Below are 18422 nucleotides of genomic sequence, written 5' to 3'. Positions count from 1 at the left end.
AGGGTTAGGGTGGGGTAGAAAGGCTTATTTATATAGTATAATTGTACCATAAGAGTGTCAAGTCAAGAAAAACTGAGTGTGCTATAACCGAGTGAATCACGACTCAGCCATTGTTTTCATCATGACAATAGTGCAACTAACATCCAGAATTGAAAGTGTGAAGGTCTACTGTGCTGGAGCGACAGTCACCCGAATTGCTGAGTTATCTCTGACACCAGAAAATTTGCCAGAACAGGTAGAAATTGCCGAGTTACCTCTCAGTCTTGAAGATAGCAGTATCAGGGTAAAAGTGGAAGTAGAACGGGGAACAGCACCTCTTGCTAACGACGTTCGCATTGGTCTCGCTGTTCCCCCACCTCCAGAAATCCCCAATCCGCCTCTTGATGAAGAAATACGTGCTGCAACTGCTTGCGTCCAACAGCTAGAAAACCTCATCACTCTCATTGAAAATGAAATTGAGGTGTTAGATAAGTTACACGTACCAAACCGTCCTAAAGAAGAACCAGGGAAAGCCCCTCCTCCTTCTCCAACCAGCGCCCGCCTTGCACTGGCAAATTTCAGTGATGAGCAAATTCGCCTCCGCCTTCAAGAAGCAAGAGAAAATAAGGAAAAACTGCGGTTGGCTCGAGAAAACTTGGCTGACTTGGAACAAAAGCAGCGTTTGGCTTCAAGTGCAAAGGATGCTCGACCAAATGAGCTTCGCAAAACAGCTATTGTAAGCTTGAGTTATGAAGGTGAAGCCCTTGATGCTGAGGTCGGACAGTTAATTGTAGAATATTTTGTTCCTGGCGCACGTTGGACACCAACTTATGTGTGTCGGTTAAATAGTGTTGAGTCTAGTGCGTCTATTGCAGTGCGATCGCTCTTATGTCAGCGCACGGGTGAAGATTGGTCTGGGGTACGCTTGGAGCTTTCCACTGCAGAACCATTAGCTTGGTGTGCGCTACCGGAGTTACCGTCCCTACGACTTGGTAAAGCTCAACCCGTAAGTAAAAAATCGGGATGGCGCAGACCCCCAATTGGAGTTGAACTACTTTTCGAGGATTACGACCGACAACAGGAGGCTGCATTACTTGCCAGCATACCTGAAAGTGCGATCGCAGATGAGTTCTCATCCGTGTATGTTCCACATCTGACACCAATTCGCTCTTTAAAGCCACAGTTAAGAAGTGTTGAAGAAGAATTGGAACGGGGCTTTTCTGCGCCCAGTGCTGCATACGGTGCATCTTACGCAGACGAAGAGCCTCAAGATCCCACCAGCTCTATTCCTATTGAAGAATTGCAACTCAGCACAGCGGCTTATAAAGCTTTGAAACGCGCTCAAATTTATACCGTTGCAGATGTGTTGAACTTAACGCAAGAAGATTTACAACAAATCCAATATTTGAGCCAAAAGTCTGCCCAAGAATTGATGAATGCCTTACAACAACGTCTTGGCATCACCTTACCATCAGAAAAAAATGAAGAAATTGCATCTGTCCGTAGTTTAGTTACCCGAAGTGCGCCCGCACCATCACCAGAATTTTTAACTCGCCGTCGGGGGCTTAGCACCGAAACCACTCGAAGTAAAAGGGGAGGAGAAGCTTTCGATTCACTTTTAGCATATAATATGATGCGATTGGGCAAAGCTAATAACCATGTAAAGCGCGGTAAATTATCGATTGAGCAACAAGAGGAAGTTTATGTAGAAAGCCTCAAACGCCGCCCGGTTGTAGTGAATTTTGATGTCTTGGAAGTCGTACAACAAGCCGTGAATGATGCCCAAAGTTGTCTTGGAGTAACACTTCCACCAGGCGGTATTAACGTGCGAACTGTAGCTGGATCTTTTGATTATGCCTACAGTGCTGATGGACGGGTAGATGTTCCTTCTGATGGGCAATTTCATTCCGTGGCATTAACTGGTAGAACAACGGATGTAGATTTGCGGTATATAGTCGTTCCCCGTGAAGATACCAATGTCTTCCGAATTGCCCAACTTCGCAATCCCTTACGAGCACCGCTACTTGCTGGTTCTGCGGATGTTTACGTAGATAATGAGTATATTTTATCAACTAATATTGCAACAGTGCCACCTCAAGGAAACATGGAACTAGGACTTGGGGTTGAACAAAGTATTAAGGTAGCTCGGAATACATCTTATCAGGAAGTGCGATCGGGTGAAACAATAGTTGCTTTCAACGAACTTCGCCATCATATTAAAATCGATATTCACAACTTGATGTCAAGAAGCGCAAAAATAGAAGTACGGGAACGTCTTCCTATTCCAGCGGAAGGTGCTAAAGTTGATGTCCAAGTTGAACAGGTTACGCCTGCTTGGCGGAAGTACAAACAGGAGGAACGTTCTGCACCGATAGTTGGAGGTTACCGTTGGTTGGTGGAAGTTCCAGCAAAAGAACAACAAAGTTTATCGGTTGAGTATACTATCAAGACTTTCGTTGATAGCGAACTAATTGGCGGAAATCGGCGAGAAGAATAAGAAAATTAACCGCAGATGCACGCAGATGCACGCAGATAATTATTCTCTTACATCCGCGTTCGTCTGCGTTCATCTGCGGTTAAAAAACATATATTATTTAAACAGGTAAAATATGCAAGTACAGAAACTAACAATAGACGCACCCGTTTCTTCAGTCACTCTCTTAGAAGACCGAGCGCAAGTGCAGCGAGTTTGTAAACTTAATTTAAGCCAGGGATTATGGCGTGTTAAAGTCGAGCAAGTTGCCCCCGTGCTTTCAGATAAATCTCTCCGTGCTGAGTATTGCGGTGAGTATCGGGAATCGCGTATTGATGATGTGCGTGTCCGTCGCCAAATGCTTGTTAAAGAAGCAGAACAACCTGTAGAATTTCAAGCTTTGTACGCAGAATTTAGAAGGCTTTGGCAAGCTTTCAACAATACATCCGAAGATCGCCAACACCTAGAGTCTTGTTTTGAAAGGGTGAATACAATTCTGACTAAGAGTTTGCAGGAATTACCTGTGGACGCCATATGGGGACAAATCGATCCCAAGTCTTGGCGGGAACAGCTATCCATCCTATTTAAACAGTTACGGGATCTGCGTGCAGAAATTTTAAGCAGTTACCATACTCAGGAGCATCTGAGCCAGCAGATTGATGATTTAATTGCTAGAGTCAATGCGTTGTCTCGTCCAGATATGATCTATTCTGCTTATATAGAGGCAGATTTAGCGATCGCTCAAGCTGGTGAATACGAAATTGCTTTTGACTACGTAGTACCTAATGCAATGTGGCGTCCTTGGCACCAAGCGCATTTATTATTAGAAGAACAAGCCAGTGTTTCTTTTCGGATGGATGGCTGTGTATGGCAGCGCACGGGTGAAGATTGGCACAATGTGGATTTAGTGTTTTCCACAGCACGAGCTTCTTTAGGAACTGAGCCACCCCTACTTACAGATGACCAGTTAAAAGTGCAGGAAAAATCTCAGCGCATTGTCATTGAAGCCAGAAATCAGAAGATTCAGACAACAGGATTGGGAACGGGCGCAACTCCCCCTTCTCCAGCCACTCCTGCGACTGTTGAGATACCAGGTGTTGATGATGGAGGGGAAGTTCGCAATCTCCGCTCTCGCAAAAAGGCGACAATTCCCTCTGATGGTCGCCCCTATCGCGTGCCAATTTTTTCTTTCTCCTCGGATGCTTTGGTAGAGTATATATTGATGCCAGAAATTGCCTGTCAAGTTGTTCTCAAGAGCGAACAAATCAACACAGCAAATTTCCCCATTCTTGCAGGACCTGTGGATTTAGTACGTTCTACAGAGTTCGTGGGTAAGACATCCGTAGGGTTTATTGCGCCTGGTGAAAAGTTTGCCCTAGGATGGGGTCCTGATGCAGGCATGAGGGTACAGCGTACAACAAAGGAGAAAAAAGAGCAAGATCATCTCACGAAGTGGAACCAGCTAACAGAAACTAGGACATTATTTCTGTCTAATATAGGAGCAGAAACAAGAGTCATAAAAACAATAGAACGCATTCCCGTCTCAGAATTGGAACAAGTGAAGGTTGAGGCGATCGCAGACAAAACCACCAACAGTGTCCAACCCGATGACAACGGTTTTTGTACTTGGAACTTTACTCTTGAACCTTACTCCCAAATGTCAGCAACTCTCGTTCATAGGATATCAGCTGCACCGGAAGTACAAGGATTGTAGATTTTAATCACATTATTACCCCCCTTAGTCCCCCTTGGAAAGGGGGGAAATGGAAAATTGAGTTCCCTCCCCTTTACAAGAAAAATTTATAAGAATCCAGCCGAGTTATAAAGGGGAAATGGAAAATTGAGTTCCTCCCCCAATACATCGGGGAGGGTTAGGGTGGGGTAAAAAATTTGATACATCAATCATGACTTTTCAAACATCCTTTAAGGTGATCGAAGAGGGACTTTGATTAAAGGAATTTTCGGTACTATCTTCACAACTTTCAAGGTTGTGGTTACAGTCATTTTCTTATAGGAAGCTTTGATTTCTACAAAGTTGATGGGTTGCTGATTTTCATCAAATCCTAAGATTGTAATTGGAAATATTGCCGTGGTTTCACCTGCTTTCACTGTCACGGTTTCCTGCACTTTCACATTTCTACCAGTGAGTGCGATCGCAATATCTCTATTAGACTCTGGTTGATTGAGAGTCACTTTTCCTTGTACGGTCGTTACTCTTCGACTCCAAGTTAGACTCTCAATTTTCACTCCATTATCATTCTCTAAGTGTAACGATTGAAGTCTAGGGGAAGTATTCTCTGTATAAATAGACAGTCTTTCCGTCTGACGAGACTCTCCTCCTTCCAAAGATGCTGCAATTTCAACAATTTTATCTTTTAGGAAATTGCGATCGTTCATAGAAGTTGAGACTTCAAAAGCAGCTGTTGTTTTTTCAGCTTCAATTTTCAGCGGTGACGGTAAAATTTGGGCGAGAAATGGCTCATCAGTGGTAAGAAGAATGACGACGCCATCATCTGGTGCTGGGCGATCGAGAGTGACTGCTCCCTTCACCTTTTTACCCCAAGCTATGCGTTGTTGTTCTAGCCTTATAGATCTGATTTCTGGTTTTGGAAGCTTTTCGGATTCAATCATCAGCGATGTTGTTTTAGTGACTCCTGCATAGGTAGCTGTAATTTCAACATTGCCAGTATTTGAGGAGTTATTGCCATCAGAAGACGTGAAGATTTCAAATGAAGCTTCTTTATTCCCAGCCTCAACTTTCAACAATGACGGTGAAACTCTAGCAAGAGATGAATTGCGACTATTGAGCTCCACGATAATACCACCCTCTGGTGCTGGATAGCTGAGAATAACTCTTCCCCGCACAGTTGCACCCCCAATTACACTGCTTTGATTGAGAAATAAAGATTCAAGGGTTGGAGTTTCAGTAGGAGGTATTGTTGAGCGGTCAGTTGGAGTTGGGAGAGGAGTTTCAGGCGGAGTTATTGTTGGGCTGTCAGTTGGAGTTGGGAGGGGAGTTTCAGGCGGAGTTATTGTTGGGCTGTCAGTTGGAGTCGGGAGGGGAGTTTCAGGCGGAGTTACTGTTGGACTGTCAGTTGGAGTTGGGACGGGAGTTGGAGTTGGATACAAAAACCTTAGAATGAGGAACAGTAATCCCCCTAGTATTAAGAGTAAAACAGCAAGACTACCTTTAAACAGTAGTGGATTGCGTGTAGGTGATGGACTAACGACGGATTTAGATTGTGATTTGGGCTGAGGTGGCAAAGGAGGTGCCAAAAGAAATTCCAGATTGTGACGGGTGACTTCCGCTCCAATTTGATCGTTCAGAGATTCTCTAATACGAAGCGCTTGTGTTAAATAATCTTGTGCTTGCGTGACTTCACTCAGACAAAGAGAACGAGTTCCTAATTGATGTAAGGCAAAAGCTTCAACTGCTGGGTCTCCAATAACACGCGCCGCCTGAAGCAGATGCTGTAGCACTATTTGCCACGTACCCCATTGCCCACTCAAAGCAAGTGTACCTTCTATACCTCTTCCCAAGCAAATCACGTCAGACCAACGACCAACTTTGACAGCCCACTCTAAAACTTGGAGAATGGTATCGCATTCTTCTAATAAACTTTGTGGAGTTGTTTGTTGTTGAATCCAAGTGGTGAAGTATGTTGTAGCGTTCTCCAAAAAAGGTGTTAAGTTCCACTGTTGTTGAATGTACTCAATCAAGTTGTTACTTAAACTGTAACGCGAACCATCAACTTGCAATAAGTTACGCCGTATTAATGTTTCTAGCACAAGCTTGACTTGTGGAACTTCAGTTAAATTTTCTAGCAATTCTACTCCCAAGGCTACACCACCCAAAGCTGCTAATGCGGTAACAATTAACTTCTGTGGTTTTTGTAAGGAAGCCAGAAGTTGTTCAACCCAGCCTAGAGTTGAAGTGGTAGATTGTATTCGCTCTTGCATAAGTGCTAGCGAAAGATTATCCTCTCTGACAAGCGCGACTGTTTGCAGGATTCGCAATGGATGTCCCTGTAAAGCAGTGCAAAGTTTTTCTGCAACAAGGCGTTCTTTCGGGCTAAGAGTGCGCCCCAGTTCTCTTGCAACAAGAGACATCGCATCATTTAAGTGCAGTCCGTGGAGTCCTACAGAGTGTCCTTCTCCCCACAATTGCCGTTCTTGTGAAGTGACAAGAAAAGTACAACTCGGTAAGCTATTGAGTAGATTTTCTACTTCTTCTCGATTGAGCTTTGCAACTTCTAATATAATAAGAATTCTTTTTTCCTGGAAAGCATGACGTATTTGAATATCTGTTGGTTTAAAAGGAACGCTACTTTCATGAAAAGCATTGAAAAGAATTTGGAGCAAATCGGAAACTGGTTGGTGACGAGTTGAGTGATGGTAAACAATCCCATCGGAGAAAGCAGGAGTTATTGAGGGATGATGGGCTAGATGTCTCAGTAATGCTGTTTTTCCTATCCCTGGGGAACCATAGAATTCTACTGGTTGGTCATAGGGTAGAGAATTCACTGCAACTTTCACTTCTTCCCGACGACCTAACAATAAGGGAAAAGAACGGGGAACTAAAAGGACAGGAAGAGAACGAAGTTGTGGAGATTGTTGCTGTTCCCCATGGGAGACATTGACGGTACTTCCTGTAATCGAGCCAATTTGAACTTGAAGGATACCATTACCAGTTGCTTGCTGACTTCTATTGTCAACAGACAAGGATTTTATCTGTCCAACGTATCCAAACTGAATAGCACGATCGCCAGCTGACTGTGAAATAGTACCTTGCATAATCTTAATTCTAGCGATGAAAGTTCAGATTTCCAACTTGTCCGATGTGTCCAAATTGAATCGCGTTATCTCCAGCCTGTTGGTTGATATTTGGTAAAGCTGATTCTTTCTGATTTTCTTGTGTCGATCGCTCTTTTGTATTCCCTAAATTAGATTCTTGGTTAGAATTTGTTGCACTGTTAACAGGAACTGCACTTTCCCTGCTTTTTAAGACTGGGGCTTCTAACTCCGAAATTCCTTGTAGAGCGATCGCATGACAGCCAAATTTGTAAGCAAACTCATAGGATTTCCCTGCTCCAAGTGCATCATAAAACCCTTTAGCAAAATCAATGGCTGCGCGATCGTTAATAGTCTGGCTCATACCAACTACATAATTTATATGTTGGTGAATTGCTTCAGCTTGTGTTTCAGAATAGCAAGCATTCAAGAAAACACACTCAATAGTTTCCTTAAACAATTCAAATAATCCTGCTAGAGATTGCGTGCTAACTAATTGCAGTTCTCCAGAGTTATTTTCTAAAGCCAAGCCATCACTTCCTACCCCATGTCCGGAAAAATGGACAATCTGTGGTTGGTAATCTAACAAGGCTCGATACAAGTCTTCAATGCGAACTGCCCATCTCGTAATAATTTCAAACTGTTCTCGAGCTTTGGCACGTTCCAGACCCGCTTGTATTTCCCGTACCTCTTCATCTAAACGCAGCTTGCTTGTGTTCTTTGGATTTGCTGATAGGATAAGGATTTTTTTGATCATTAGCTGCTCGCGTAGAAAATTTATCTTATTCTTCGGTATACACGCTCAGATTTACGCATAGTTTTCTATTTATTTACAAAAATTTATAAAAGAAAGGAAAGATCGTGAAAGCGAAGGGACAGCATTGGGTATTCTCGGTAGTATTTGCCAAAGTTTGGGGCTATATCCCGAAGCATTAAATATCATCAGCAACGGTGGAGCATCGCACGAGAAAAGAAAGATCGTCAAAGCGAAGGTGCAGCTGGGGGGTAATTTGGCTAGATTTGAGGCACGAGCATTGGTGTTGACAGCAAATGTTGAGCGGTTTCCTCCAGTGGAACTGGCTTTTGCTTGGACAAGAGACAGGAATGCTCCATTGATTTTGGAGCATATGAATTTCTTCCTAGAGTTCAATGTTTGCTTTTACCGTGCTGAGTTAGCATTCGAGATTAGTTTGAAAAAAGATGCTTAAGAAAATAAAATAGCATCTAAAAGTTCAACAAGCTTCAAGTCTGAAAAGACTGGCAAATATAGCTATCGTCCAAATGTTGCCAACTTTTTGTCGAGTACCGAGTCCTGAAAGATTTTTATGTTTATTTTATCTGCTATACAAATTTCCACTATATTATATTTTATAAATCATTAAAACTTTGAAAGGAGCGATAAATTACGCATAATTGCTCGACAAGTGATGATATGGGTTTTTAGCATTTTTCAATTTTTTGTTGGTTTGAAATGCAGATTTTACTATACCCCATCCAGATATAGTAGTAACAAACAATTAATGACTCAATTAATTCTGCTGGCTCGAATCCATAACCTAATTGATTGCAGACAAGTAATGGTATATAAGCACGATCGCGCTATTGTCAAATAGTTGGGGTTACAAATGTTAGCGATCGCATCCCCAACCCTGTGGATGAGTGTAAAGAAGCAGGACAAGAATTAATCGACGATCTAAATAATTGGTTAAAATCTAATTCATTTAGTAATATTAGAGAAAAATTTTTACAAAAAAATCGCACTGACGAAGAAATTAGAATTATCTTGCAAACAGATGACTATTCGTTGCGAAAGTTACCTTGGAGTGAGTGGGATATCAGATGTTGCTTAATTATCGTACTTTCGCCGGTAAACTAGATGGGATTGCAGAGCATACACCCGTTGAAAATTTTATCGGTTCAAATCCACCACCGGAACTAGCTAATTTGGTAAAAAACAGAATAGTGATTATCGGTGTCACAGACGAAGAGTTTGTAGACAATAATCTGGTTTCAACTCTCTATAATCAGAAGATTTCTCCTGTGTGGGTTCATGCACAGATGATTAGTCAAATTCTCAGTGCTGTGGAAGATAGTCGTCCACAAACTAACCTGAGTTCGGTGTAAAAAAAGACTGAAAACCAAGCAGAGTATAGATTGTAGTAATCCATACCTAGCCCATTAATTCTCAATAAGCTTTTTTATTTGGAAAATTGGTTAGATGTCATTTTAATCACATTATTATCCCCCTTAGTCCCCACGAGTGAAAGGGGGGAAATGAAAAATTGAGTTCCCGAACCAATCCATCGGTCCGGGTTAGAGTGGGGTAAAAAATATTTGATACATTGATCGTGACTTTTCAAACATTCTCTTAGTTAAATTATGATGGTGTTTGGTTGTGATTTAGCCATTTCAAGTAAAATCTTAACTCACCTAAAGATTAATAATGGATTTAAGGTCGAAGCAAGTCACCTCTTTTTCATTTGATGTCGTTACCGTTAATGCCAGGGGCGAGATCGTTAATCAAGAACAGCGTCAAGCTCGGTCTTTAACAGAAGACCTTGGTAATGGCGTTACTCTAGACATGGTTGCTATTCCTGGCGGTACATTCACGATGGGTGCTTCTGAATCAGAATTTAGCAGCGAAGACTCCGAAAGACCCTTACACCAGGTCACAATTCAACCTTTTTTCATGGGGAAGTATCATATTACCCAAGAACAATGGCAAGTGGTTGCAACTTTTGAACGAGTCAATTGCGAACTCGATCCCGATCCATCTAGATTTAAAACGAGCGATCGCCCGGTAGAAACAATATCATGGTATGAAGCCGTGGAATTTTGTAACAGACTATCAAAATACACCGGACGTACCTATCGTCTTCCAAGTGAGTCAGAGTGGGAATACGCATGCCGTGCTGGTACGACAACTCCATTCCACTTTGGTGAAACAATAACTACCGATATAGTTAACTATAATGGTGTTTATACTTATGGTGATAGCCCTCAAGGAAAATATCGCGGACAAACAACACCCGCAGGCAGTTTTGGAGTTGCGAACGCTTTTGGATTGTACGATATGCACGGGTTACTTTGGGAATGGTGTAGCGATCGCTGGCATGAAAACTATGAAGGAGCACCTACAGATGGTAGTGCTTGGTTAAATTCTAGCGATAATAGTAGAGTGGTACTGCGTGGTGGTTCATGGGACTTTACCCCGTGGTTTTGTCGTTCAGCATTTCGCTTCCATCTCGAGCCAAAGGACAAGGGTAATAACATTGGGTTTCGAGTTGTGCAATTCCCGACAAACTTACCTCCCCTGAGCCAGTTATAATTCCGGAAGTATAGCAATCTTGAATGATTTGTAAGAGTCGAGAAATCCGGTTTCTTTGCGTAAGGCTTAACGTGTTGATGAACTTTACAAAGTTAGATTATTGCCAATATTTACTTGAGCAGTCAAATCAACTATACTCTTACTCACTTAGCACAACACTTAGAAAATTCATATGTGTTTGGTCTAATTTTTCTTGCTGCATGGCTGTTTGCCCACTCACACTTTATGCCAGTTGTGTAAGTCATGGAAAAGTTTTGATTCTTTCAGCTTAGTGAGGATGATGAGTCACGGAGAGCAAAACTATGAGATTGAGAAGCAATCTTGGTATGCACCCAATCTCCCAGAAACCCAAGAAATTGATGAAAATCAATGTCAGTCGCTTAAACAGGAAATTGATGTTGTTATCATGACTGCTACAGACGTAGAACTGAAAGCGGTGGCGAAGTTGCTCAAGCCCTATCCTCGCAAGAAAAAAGTTTTCTTGGCATATGTTGGACCCGAAACTTACTATTTAGGAAAATTTGGTGAGTACAAAACTGTGGTTACCAAATGTCGCATGGGGTCGATTGGCGAGGGTTCAGTGATTCTAGCAACCGAGCAAGCACAACGTTTGTGGAGTCCTAGAGCAATGATTATGGTTGGGATTGCCTTCGGTAAAGACCCAAACAAGCAAAAGATAGCCGATGTACTGGTTGCTTCCCAGATTATCTCCTACGAACAGCAGCGCGTTGGAGAAGAAATTGTTTATCGCGGTAGCATTCCACCAAGTAACACAACATTGCTCAATCGTTTTGAAAACGCTCAAAACTGGAAGTTCACTCGTCCCGACGGTTCACATTGCAACCTGATTGTCGGTTCCATTTTATCTGGGGAAAAGTTAGTTGATAATCCAGATTTCAAAGCTCAGTTATTTCAGCAATTTCCCCAAGCAGTAGGAGGAGAAATGGAAGGAGCCGGACTCTGTGCAGCATCAGGGCGTGTAGGTACAGCATGGATTTTAGTCAAGTCCATCTGCGATTGGGGAGATGGAAAAAAACACAAAAAACATCAGCCAATGGCGGCGGCGGCGGCGGCTTCACTAGTGCATCATGTGTTGTCCCAAAAAACTGTACTTAGTTCGATTAAAAAGTCAGGAGGCGAACCTCAGGCAAATGTTCTCTCTCAAAAACTGGCAGATGGCAATAGACCAATAAGTAACAACTCTCACTCTGGCAAATTAGCAGGTTCTCAAAGAAAACAATTTTGTGAGGCTTTAATGGATGCTTTTCCCAGTCAAAACGCTTTAAAGATGATGCTGAGTTATGAGTTAGATTGGGAATTAGATCGAATAGCTGGTGGAAACAATTATGAAGAAATTGTGTTTAGTTTAATTGAGTATGCAAAAGCTCAGGGAAAACTCATAGAACTTTTAGAAGCTGCAAAAAGAGATAATCCCGGTAACCCTAAATTACGTAATGTGTCTTTTTAAACAAGTTATAAATGAATTACGCTTAAATTATTGACCTGGTTTTATGCCTGCAATATTGAGTCAGATACGATAAAGACTGGTGGTCGCGGTAATGTAGAGTGACTTATAGTCGCGATCGCCCCATGCGACATTGGTGGAAACCTCTGACACCTCAATCTTACCCAATAGTTTCCCAGAGGGTGAAAAATTGCCCGTTTTCTAGAGTCCCATTCGGCTTGACATCAAAGACGCGAATGTGACTTTTTTCCGGGTCATTGACATACAGATTTTTCTCATCAGGCAATTTTGTTCAACCCGTTCAAAACAGTTGATTGAGATAGCACATAATGAACTAATGAAGCGGCTGCGGCTGCAGCTAAAGCTTGATGCTTATCATCTTTTTTTCCATCTGCCCAGTCACAAATAGATTTAACTAGAATCCACGCTGTACCCATACGTCCTGAAGCAGCGCAAAGACCGGCTCCTTCCATTTCTCCACCAATTGCGTCTGGAAAAGTCTGAAAAAGCTTTGCTTTGAATTCCGGGTTATCTACTAATTTTTCACCCGATAAAATAGAACCAGAAATCACCTGGGAATATGAACCATCAGGACGTAAAAATTTCCAATTTTGTGAATTTTCAAATCGATTCAGTAATATAGTATTACTAGGGGGAATGCTACCACGATGAGTTATCTCTTCTCCAATGCTTTGCTGTTCGTAAGAAATTATTTTAGAAGCTACTAATACATCAGCAATTTTTTGCTTGGTTACATCTTTACCAAATGCAATACCAACCATAATAACTGCCTTTGGATGCCATAGACGTTGAGCTTGTTCTGTAGCCAGAATAACCGATCCTTCTCCAATTGCACCCATGCGACACTTGGTAACTACGGTGGGAAAAGCCCCAAATTTTCCTAGATAATATGTCTCAGCCCCCGAGTATAGTAGTAGTACTCTCTTTCGAGGTGGAAAAGGTTTGAGATAGCGAGTTACTGCCTTAAGTTCTACATCTGTTGCTGTAATAATCACCACTTCAATTTTTTCTTGATAAGTTTCTGACTCTTCTGAAGCGATCGCTGTAGTTTTTGGAAGATCTTGAATAAACCAAGGTTGCTCTTCTTCTTGATAATCTGGTAGTTCTTGCTCGGAATTATATGGAATAATACTATCATTAAAAATTGGAAGAAAGACCTGTTGTTTAGTACCCATCCTAATGTCACAAGTAGAACCGAGCATCATAGCCTCAATGAGCCGTTTGTTAAAAGATGCTGGAGGCTCTGTTGTCAATTTTGTTAAATCTTTAATCCATGGGTTCAAAGATTTTACTGCTATGTTTTTTAACTCCATCAAGATAGCGTCTCTCGGCTTGCGTTCTAGCATCATCTCTAGCAACGAAACTAATTCAACATTACTTGAATGTAAAGAAAGAGAAACTAATTCTTCGATACATTCAGCTAACGCTTTCGTATTCATTAAACTTTTAAAAGCATTTTCTAAGCCCGTGACTCGTTCTAGCAAACTATTTCTGAGTAGGGTAGATTTACAAATATCTTCCTGGATCTCTGCTTGAGTCATGATAAATGCTTGATGGATGGGCGATCGCCATGTTAATTTCCGATGTCTTAGCCTTAAAAAACCTCCCCAAAATGCTTCTTGCCAAACTGTTAGATCGGAAAACTTGGGAATTTGCGGACATTCAAAATCCAGTTGACAGCCAGGAAAAATTTGAGCAATTTTTGCTAAGTTTATTAAAGCTGCTTGAGCCGCATCTGACAATGAGTTCCAACTATTTTCTAGAGGACCAAAACAACTAGATAAATCTTCAAAATCTTCTGCTTCCTGACTAATCAAGTCAATCAATGAAGGAACTCCATCAGTCAGATCGGTTAACTTTATGGCTTGCTCAATTTTCAGATCGTTAAATTGACTTTGAACCTCCTTGTAAGAAAGACCCCCAATAAAATATCGTTTGGCAATATTGAAAGGAGATTCAAAATCAGAAGGCTTATGACAGCAAAGATTCCATAAACGAACACCTCCTACTACCAAAAAACGTAATTTTTCCCCACCTAAGTTAGGAATTCCTATCTGCTTGTGATATTCACGTAGTAAGATGAGCAAGTCTTTTAATGGTTGCTCTGAGATATCAGCTAAAGCGTGTAAAACAATAACCAAATAATTCGTAGCAGAATTTTTGCCCAAAACATCCAAAACACTTCTCAGGCGAAAGACAACAGAAAATTCTGCTTCTTGCTTGAGGGTTTGCCTAACTTTGTCGGTTAATTCTGGTTGTGGAGGAATTTGGGTAGATGCATCAATCAAGTTATTGAGGAATCTCTCCATGAATTGTTCGCTGTCTTGGACTCCTTGAGGGAGAGCAACAGCAAGGAATTTCATACTAGGTAAAGGAGAGGTATGCGTGGTCATCAAATGAATCAGTGTTCTACTACCACTACCACGTTGACCTAATAATGCAACATAATCGGATTTTAAAATTTCGCATAAATCTTTTCTCAACTGTAGACGCTCAATCAGGATTGGCATTAGGCTACCCTCCCTTTGTCTAATTCTGATTCCAAAAGGGATTCAGGATCATTCGCTTTTATGGCATCAATTAAATAACCAGATAACACGCGGTAATAACTATATCTGAATTTTTCCAAGACCCCAAATCGGCAGAGAAAATCTAATGCTCTATCAAGTTGCTCTCTTTTTAAATCTATTCCATACTGTTGAAAAACTCCTGTAATATCTTTTCTTTGTACCTCTCCATTCATAGCGGTAAAGAGAGTTATGGCTATAGAATCCCATGTTTGACCATATTTATAATGATCGAACACAATATCCAGAAAACCAGGGCATTCCTCAACCTCTTCAATCATCGCATCATTGATTTCTGATGCACCACTTTGACGAAGACCATCTAATAGTTGAAGACAAAACTCTTGAATTAAGACTGCTACACCTGCAGTTCCTTGATAAATACGATTAGCTTGAAGATCGGAAACCTCAAATCCCAATAATTTCATAGGTCTCTGAATCAAGTCTGTTGCAGATTCTTGTGTGAGTCCTGTCAGTGTAATTTCTTCTGCAAAGTTGCGAAATGGTCCACCTTCTATGGCAATTGCTTCGCGCAATTTTGCATGACCAGCAAGAAAGAACTCACAGAACCCTCCGTTTTGCAACGCTCGCATCATTTGTCCTAAATTCGAGCCAGTTTTGATATCCTCTTGAATCACTTTGTCTACTTCATCTAACAGAAATATGAGGCGACACTCCGGGTTATTTATACTAAATATTTTCAAAGCTGAAGACCAATCTTGTATGCTCATACCTGTGAAATAGCTTTTTCCTAAGGGATCTAATGTGTCTTTAAAAAAAGACTGAAACTCGAAAAATGTTAGAGGACCAATGACCTTACAGAACCGTTGTTGTAATTTTTCCTTCAGCTTCTCCAAAAAAGAGGTTTTGCCACTACGGTGAGCACCAATAATAATTCCCCCTCTTTGATCGCCACTGGTTATGCGCGCCAATTCATTCTCACGTCCAAAAAAGAGTTTAGCAATCCCTCTGGTTTTATACGGTAGCATACCTGGTAAGGCGACTATATTGATTTGTCCAAACAAAAACCTAGCTAACCAAACAAGTAGATCTTTATCTGGAGTTGCAATCATTTCCATTAAAGATGAGGAACTCAACCAAATGACTGGTAATGGCGTTAGTCGATGAGGACAATTATTAGTTACTGAGGCACAAATTAAGAAAGCTCCTTCTCGTTGTTGAGTAATTTGTTGAAGTTGGTCATTGGGTATAGAGTCAGTTTCTTGATTCAAATAAAAAATAGCGCTTTGTGTTGGGATTTGCAAACCAGTGGAGGGGAGAGTCATATCCCAAAGACTACCTTCAGGAAACTGTGGAGATGAAATGGGAGTTATATCTGTAGCCCCTATTCGTCGTAGAATTGCTTGTGCTAAGCGCTGATAATTTCTAATTGATTGGTACTTCAGAGCTAGGCGCATCTCTTGAATATCGTTTACTCTGGTTTCAATTGCTTCTGCATCTTCGTTCCTAATTCCTAAAATTGAGCGCAAACGATTTAATCTCAGACGGCTTTCCTCACTCAGGGGACATTCTTGCTGTACCGCTTGTGAAAATTCTTCTTCATAGCGCTTTGTGGCTCGGTCATATTCTTGTAATTTCAGTTGACCCCTCTTTACAAGTATTGGGGTTAAGCATTCTGAAATATCTCCTCTTCTAAGTGAGATCGCCGCACTACCAAATTGATAAGCTTCCTCAATTGAACGCCCGGTAGCCAAGGCATCATAAAAACTAGCTGCAAAATCTAAAGCCGCAAAATCTCTTTCTCGGCTAATGCCAATCACATAGGAAATATTTTGAGCGATCGCATTCGCTTGTATTTCAGAATAACAACCATCAAGCAGCACGCACTCTACCAAGTTAGCAAACAATTCAAATAGCTTTGCTAAAGATATAAGACTGACTAGCTTTGTGATTCCTGTGGAATCCTCAAGAGCAAGCCCATGCTCTCCCGATCCATGTCCGAAAAAATGAACAATCTTTGGCTCATATTCTAAAAGGGCGCGGTGCAAGTCATCTACACGTACTATAAACTTAGTAATGATTTCAAATCTCTCTCGGTTTTTGCCTCGTTTCAGTACAGCTTTAATTGCTTGTACTTCTTCCTCTAAACGTAAAGTATTTTGAGGATTAGCTGCTAGAAGGAGAATTTTTAGAGATTTTTCTGAAGTCATAAAACTTAATAATTTCTTTTGTTGAGGTTTTGAATATTAGAATCTTTGTTAATACGAACTGATGACTTGACCGAAAGCAGATCTGATAGCTGTAGACTGATAGGGCGATAGTCGCAATTAGGGACGTAGTGCTGATAATCCAAAATTTTTCCATCACGTTTGCATTCCAATGCACAACATAGAAACCAATTGTTACGAGAACGGTCTGGTGAAGTAAATAGAATGGATAAGCAGCAGCGCTTGCATATTGTAGTAGCTTGCTGCTGAAATTCAAGTACCTTCGACCTAACCCTACGACGACAACAATCCAAAACCAGGAGTCAAACCCCCGCAGTACTTGGTACAAGATGTATCCCAGAGAGTAGCCTTGCTCTGGCAGGATGCCAGTTTCCCAACAACTAAAAAGAACTAGCATAGAAGAAACTGCCAAGGATAGAGCGATTGTGAGATGCTTATCTATGGCATATCCAAATCTTGCGTCAGAAGGAATGAGGTAGCCGTAAATAAAGTATAAAAGGTATAAACAGAAGTTTGCCCAGTCGTCATAGAGATTTTGGAAACCAGGCCATCTCGGTCGCAAACTTGCTTCAATGGCAGCTAAGGGTATAGCAAGCAGTAAGTGTTGCGACCTGCAATTATAAATGCTCAAACCAGCAATCAAGACTTTTTCCAACCAGGATTATTTGCAACTAAGGGAGTGACCAAACCAGGATTAGCTGCAAATGAACCAGGATTAATGGCTCTTGCGTACTTAGCGTGCTATTTTTAGGAGAAAATTAGCGGAAAACTCTTACCTGAATTGTATTACAGCCATTATTCCCTTCATAACAGTATTCTTTTCTAAAATTGAAACTATAAGTGTCTGTAAGCCTTGCAAATAAAGCATAATTATAAATTTTCCGGAAAATTTAGCACGCTATGTCCGAAAGAACCGTTTCCCCACAATTCCTCAGCCGTAACTCGTAAGCCACAGTCATAAATTAGACTATCACTAGAAATGAAAATTGTTTCCCGATTTTTCGATAATCTCTTCTTAACCTGACCGCTACCAACATCACTTATTTATAATTGTTTTGGAAGTTGGCACTACGTAAAATTCTCCATTCTTAGTTGCTGTCAGCTTTGATATATCTCGCTTTGCGCGGAAGTATTTACAAGTTTTAAAAAACACACTAGCTTCACTGAACAACAGAAAAAATTAGTACTTGCGGAAGCTTTATGATTCCATTCTGCGTCTGCGGACAAATTATGCTTCTTTTCTCAGAAATTTTTGACTAATTCAAAACGTAATTATCGGGCTTTCAGCACTTCAATAACTCGCTTATTGTAACTTAAAGGAAAAAGTGGCCGTTCTTAAAGTATAAAGTGGCCGCAGTCCAAAACCTAAGGTGGAAGTGTATTTGAGAGATTTTAATGCGATCGCTTGCAAATCATGTGCAACGGAAAAATAAGCATTCTAGCTTCCTTGGGGCGGTCATTTTATCCTTTAAAAGCGGCCATCTTATCCTTTAAGCTACACTTATGCTTCTAGACCTTGACGAATTTTGGGTTGTAACTAGGAGCATAACTTGGCAGTAAAGGACACTATATGCTTCCAATTATGTTTCGGACAAATTATGCTTCCAAC

General features: G+C 41.1%; 12 protein-coding genes. 6 read left to right on the top strand and 6 right to left on the bottom strand.

Features of this window, described 5'->3' with window-relative positions; all coding sequences use genetic code 11:
- Window positions 1-121: 121 nt before the first annotated feature.
- Both F7734_RS54675 and F7734_RS54670 read left to right on the top strand, forming a co-directional pair.
- Window positions 122-2476, top strand: a complete 2355-nt coding sequence (locus F7734_RS54675; protein ID WP_155752587.1) for a DUF4139 domain-containing protein — start codon at window positions 122-124, stop codon at window positions 2474-2476.
- Window positions 2477-2588: 112 nt separating this feature from the next.
- Window positions 2589-4166, top strand: a complete 1578-nt coding sequence (locus tag F7734_RS54670; protein ID WP_155752586.1) for a mucoidy inhibitor MuiA family protein — start codon at window positions 2589-2591, stop codon at window positions 4164-4166.
- Between the two features lie 209 nt (window positions 4167-4375).
- Here F7734_RS54670 and F7734_RS54665 read toward each other — a convergent pair whose 3' ends face one another.
- Window positions 4376-7246 carry an ATP-binding protein gene (locus tag F7734_RS54665; RefSeq protein WP_155752585.1) on the bottom strand — a complete coding sequence of 957 codons (2871 nt, stop codon included), beginning with the start codon at window positions 7244-7246 and terminating at the stop codon, window positions 4376-4378.
- A gap of 10 nt (window positions 7247-7256) precedes the next feature.
- Window positions 7257-8000 (bottom strand): CHAT domain-containing protein, encoded by a 744-nt coding sequence (locus tag F7734_RS54660; protein WP_155752584.1) that lies wholly within the window; start codon window positions 7998-8000, stop codon window positions 7257-7259.
- Between the two features lie 124 nt (window positions 8001-8124).
- Here F7734_RS54660 and F7734_RS54655 point away from each other — a divergent pair, with 124 nt between their 5' ends.
- The 4 genes from F7734_RS54655 (at window position 8125) to F7734_RS54640 (ending at window position 12039) form a co-directional block, all read left to right on the top strand.
- Complete coding sequence (locus F7734_RS54655; protein WP_207714437.1) at window positions 8125-8451, top strand: hypothetical protein; 327 nt, start codon at window positions 8125-8127, stop codon at window positions 8449-8451.
- Between the two features lie 631 nt (window positions 8452-9082).
- Window positions 9083-9367, top strand: coding sequence for a CHASE2 domain-containing protein (locus tag F7734_RS54650; RefSeq protein ID WP_155752583.1), 285 nt, complete (start codon window positions 9083-9085; stop codon window positions 9365-9367).
- Window positions 9368-9686: 319 nt separating this feature from the next.
- Window positions 9687-10571: a formylglycine-generating enzyme family protein gene (locus F7734_RS54645; RefSeq protein ID WP_155752582.1), complete on the top strand. Its 885-nt coding sequence runs from the start codon at window positions 9687-9689 to the stop codon at window positions 10569-10571.
- A 277-nt stretch (window positions 10572-10848) separates the two neighbouring features.
- Window positions 10849-12039: an effector-associated domain EAD1-containing protein gene (locus tag F7734_RS54640; protein WP_155752581.1), complete on the top strand. Its 1191-nt coding sequence runs from the start codon at window positions 10849-10851 to the stop codon at window positions 12037-12039.
- 157 nt (window positions 12040-12196) lie between these two features.
- On the opposite strand, the gene F7734_RS65885 is transcribed toward F7734_RS54640, so the two are convergent.
- Genes F7734_RS65885 through F7734_RS54620 form a run of 4 tightly spaced genes read right to left on the bottom strand, consistent with a single transcriptional unit; the run spans window position 12197 to window position 17468 of the window.
- Window positions 12197-12322, bottom strand: a complete 126-nt coding sequence (locus F7734_RS65885) for a hypothetical protein (protein ID WP_279239887.1) — start codon at window positions 12320-12322, stop codon at window positions 12197-12199.
- The gene (locus tag F7734_RS54630) at window positions 12315-14567 is read right to left on the bottom strand and encodes a hypothetical protein (RefSeq protein WP_155752580.1); all 2253 of its coding nucleotides are present in this window, start codon (window positions 14565-14567) and stop codon (window positions 12315-12317) included. The genes F7734_RS65885 and F7734_RS54630 overlap by 8 nt, the downstream gene beginning before the upstream one ends.
- Window positions 14567-16795: a hypothetical protein gene (locus F7734_RS54625; protein ID WP_155752579.1), complete on the bottom strand. Its 2229-nt coding sequence runs from the start codon at window positions 16793-16795 to the stop codon at window positions 14567-14569. The genes F7734_RS54630 and F7734_RS54625 overlap by 1 nt, the downstream gene beginning before the upstream one ends.
- Window positions 16752-17468, bottom strand: coding sequence for an acyltransferase family protein (locus F7734_RS54620; RefSeq protein WP_155752578.1), 717 nt, complete (start codon window positions 17466-17468; stop codon window positions 16752-16754). Before F7734_RS54620 ends, F7734_RS54625 begins: the two co-directional genes overlap by 44 nt.
- Between the last annotated feature and the right edge of the window lie 954 nt (window positions 17469-18422).

It is taken from the genome of Scytonema sp. UIC 10036 (assembly GCF_009725235.1).
The sequence above is the reverse complement of the archived record's forward strand: the minus strand, read 5'-3'. Positions and strand labels throughout refer to the sequence as shown.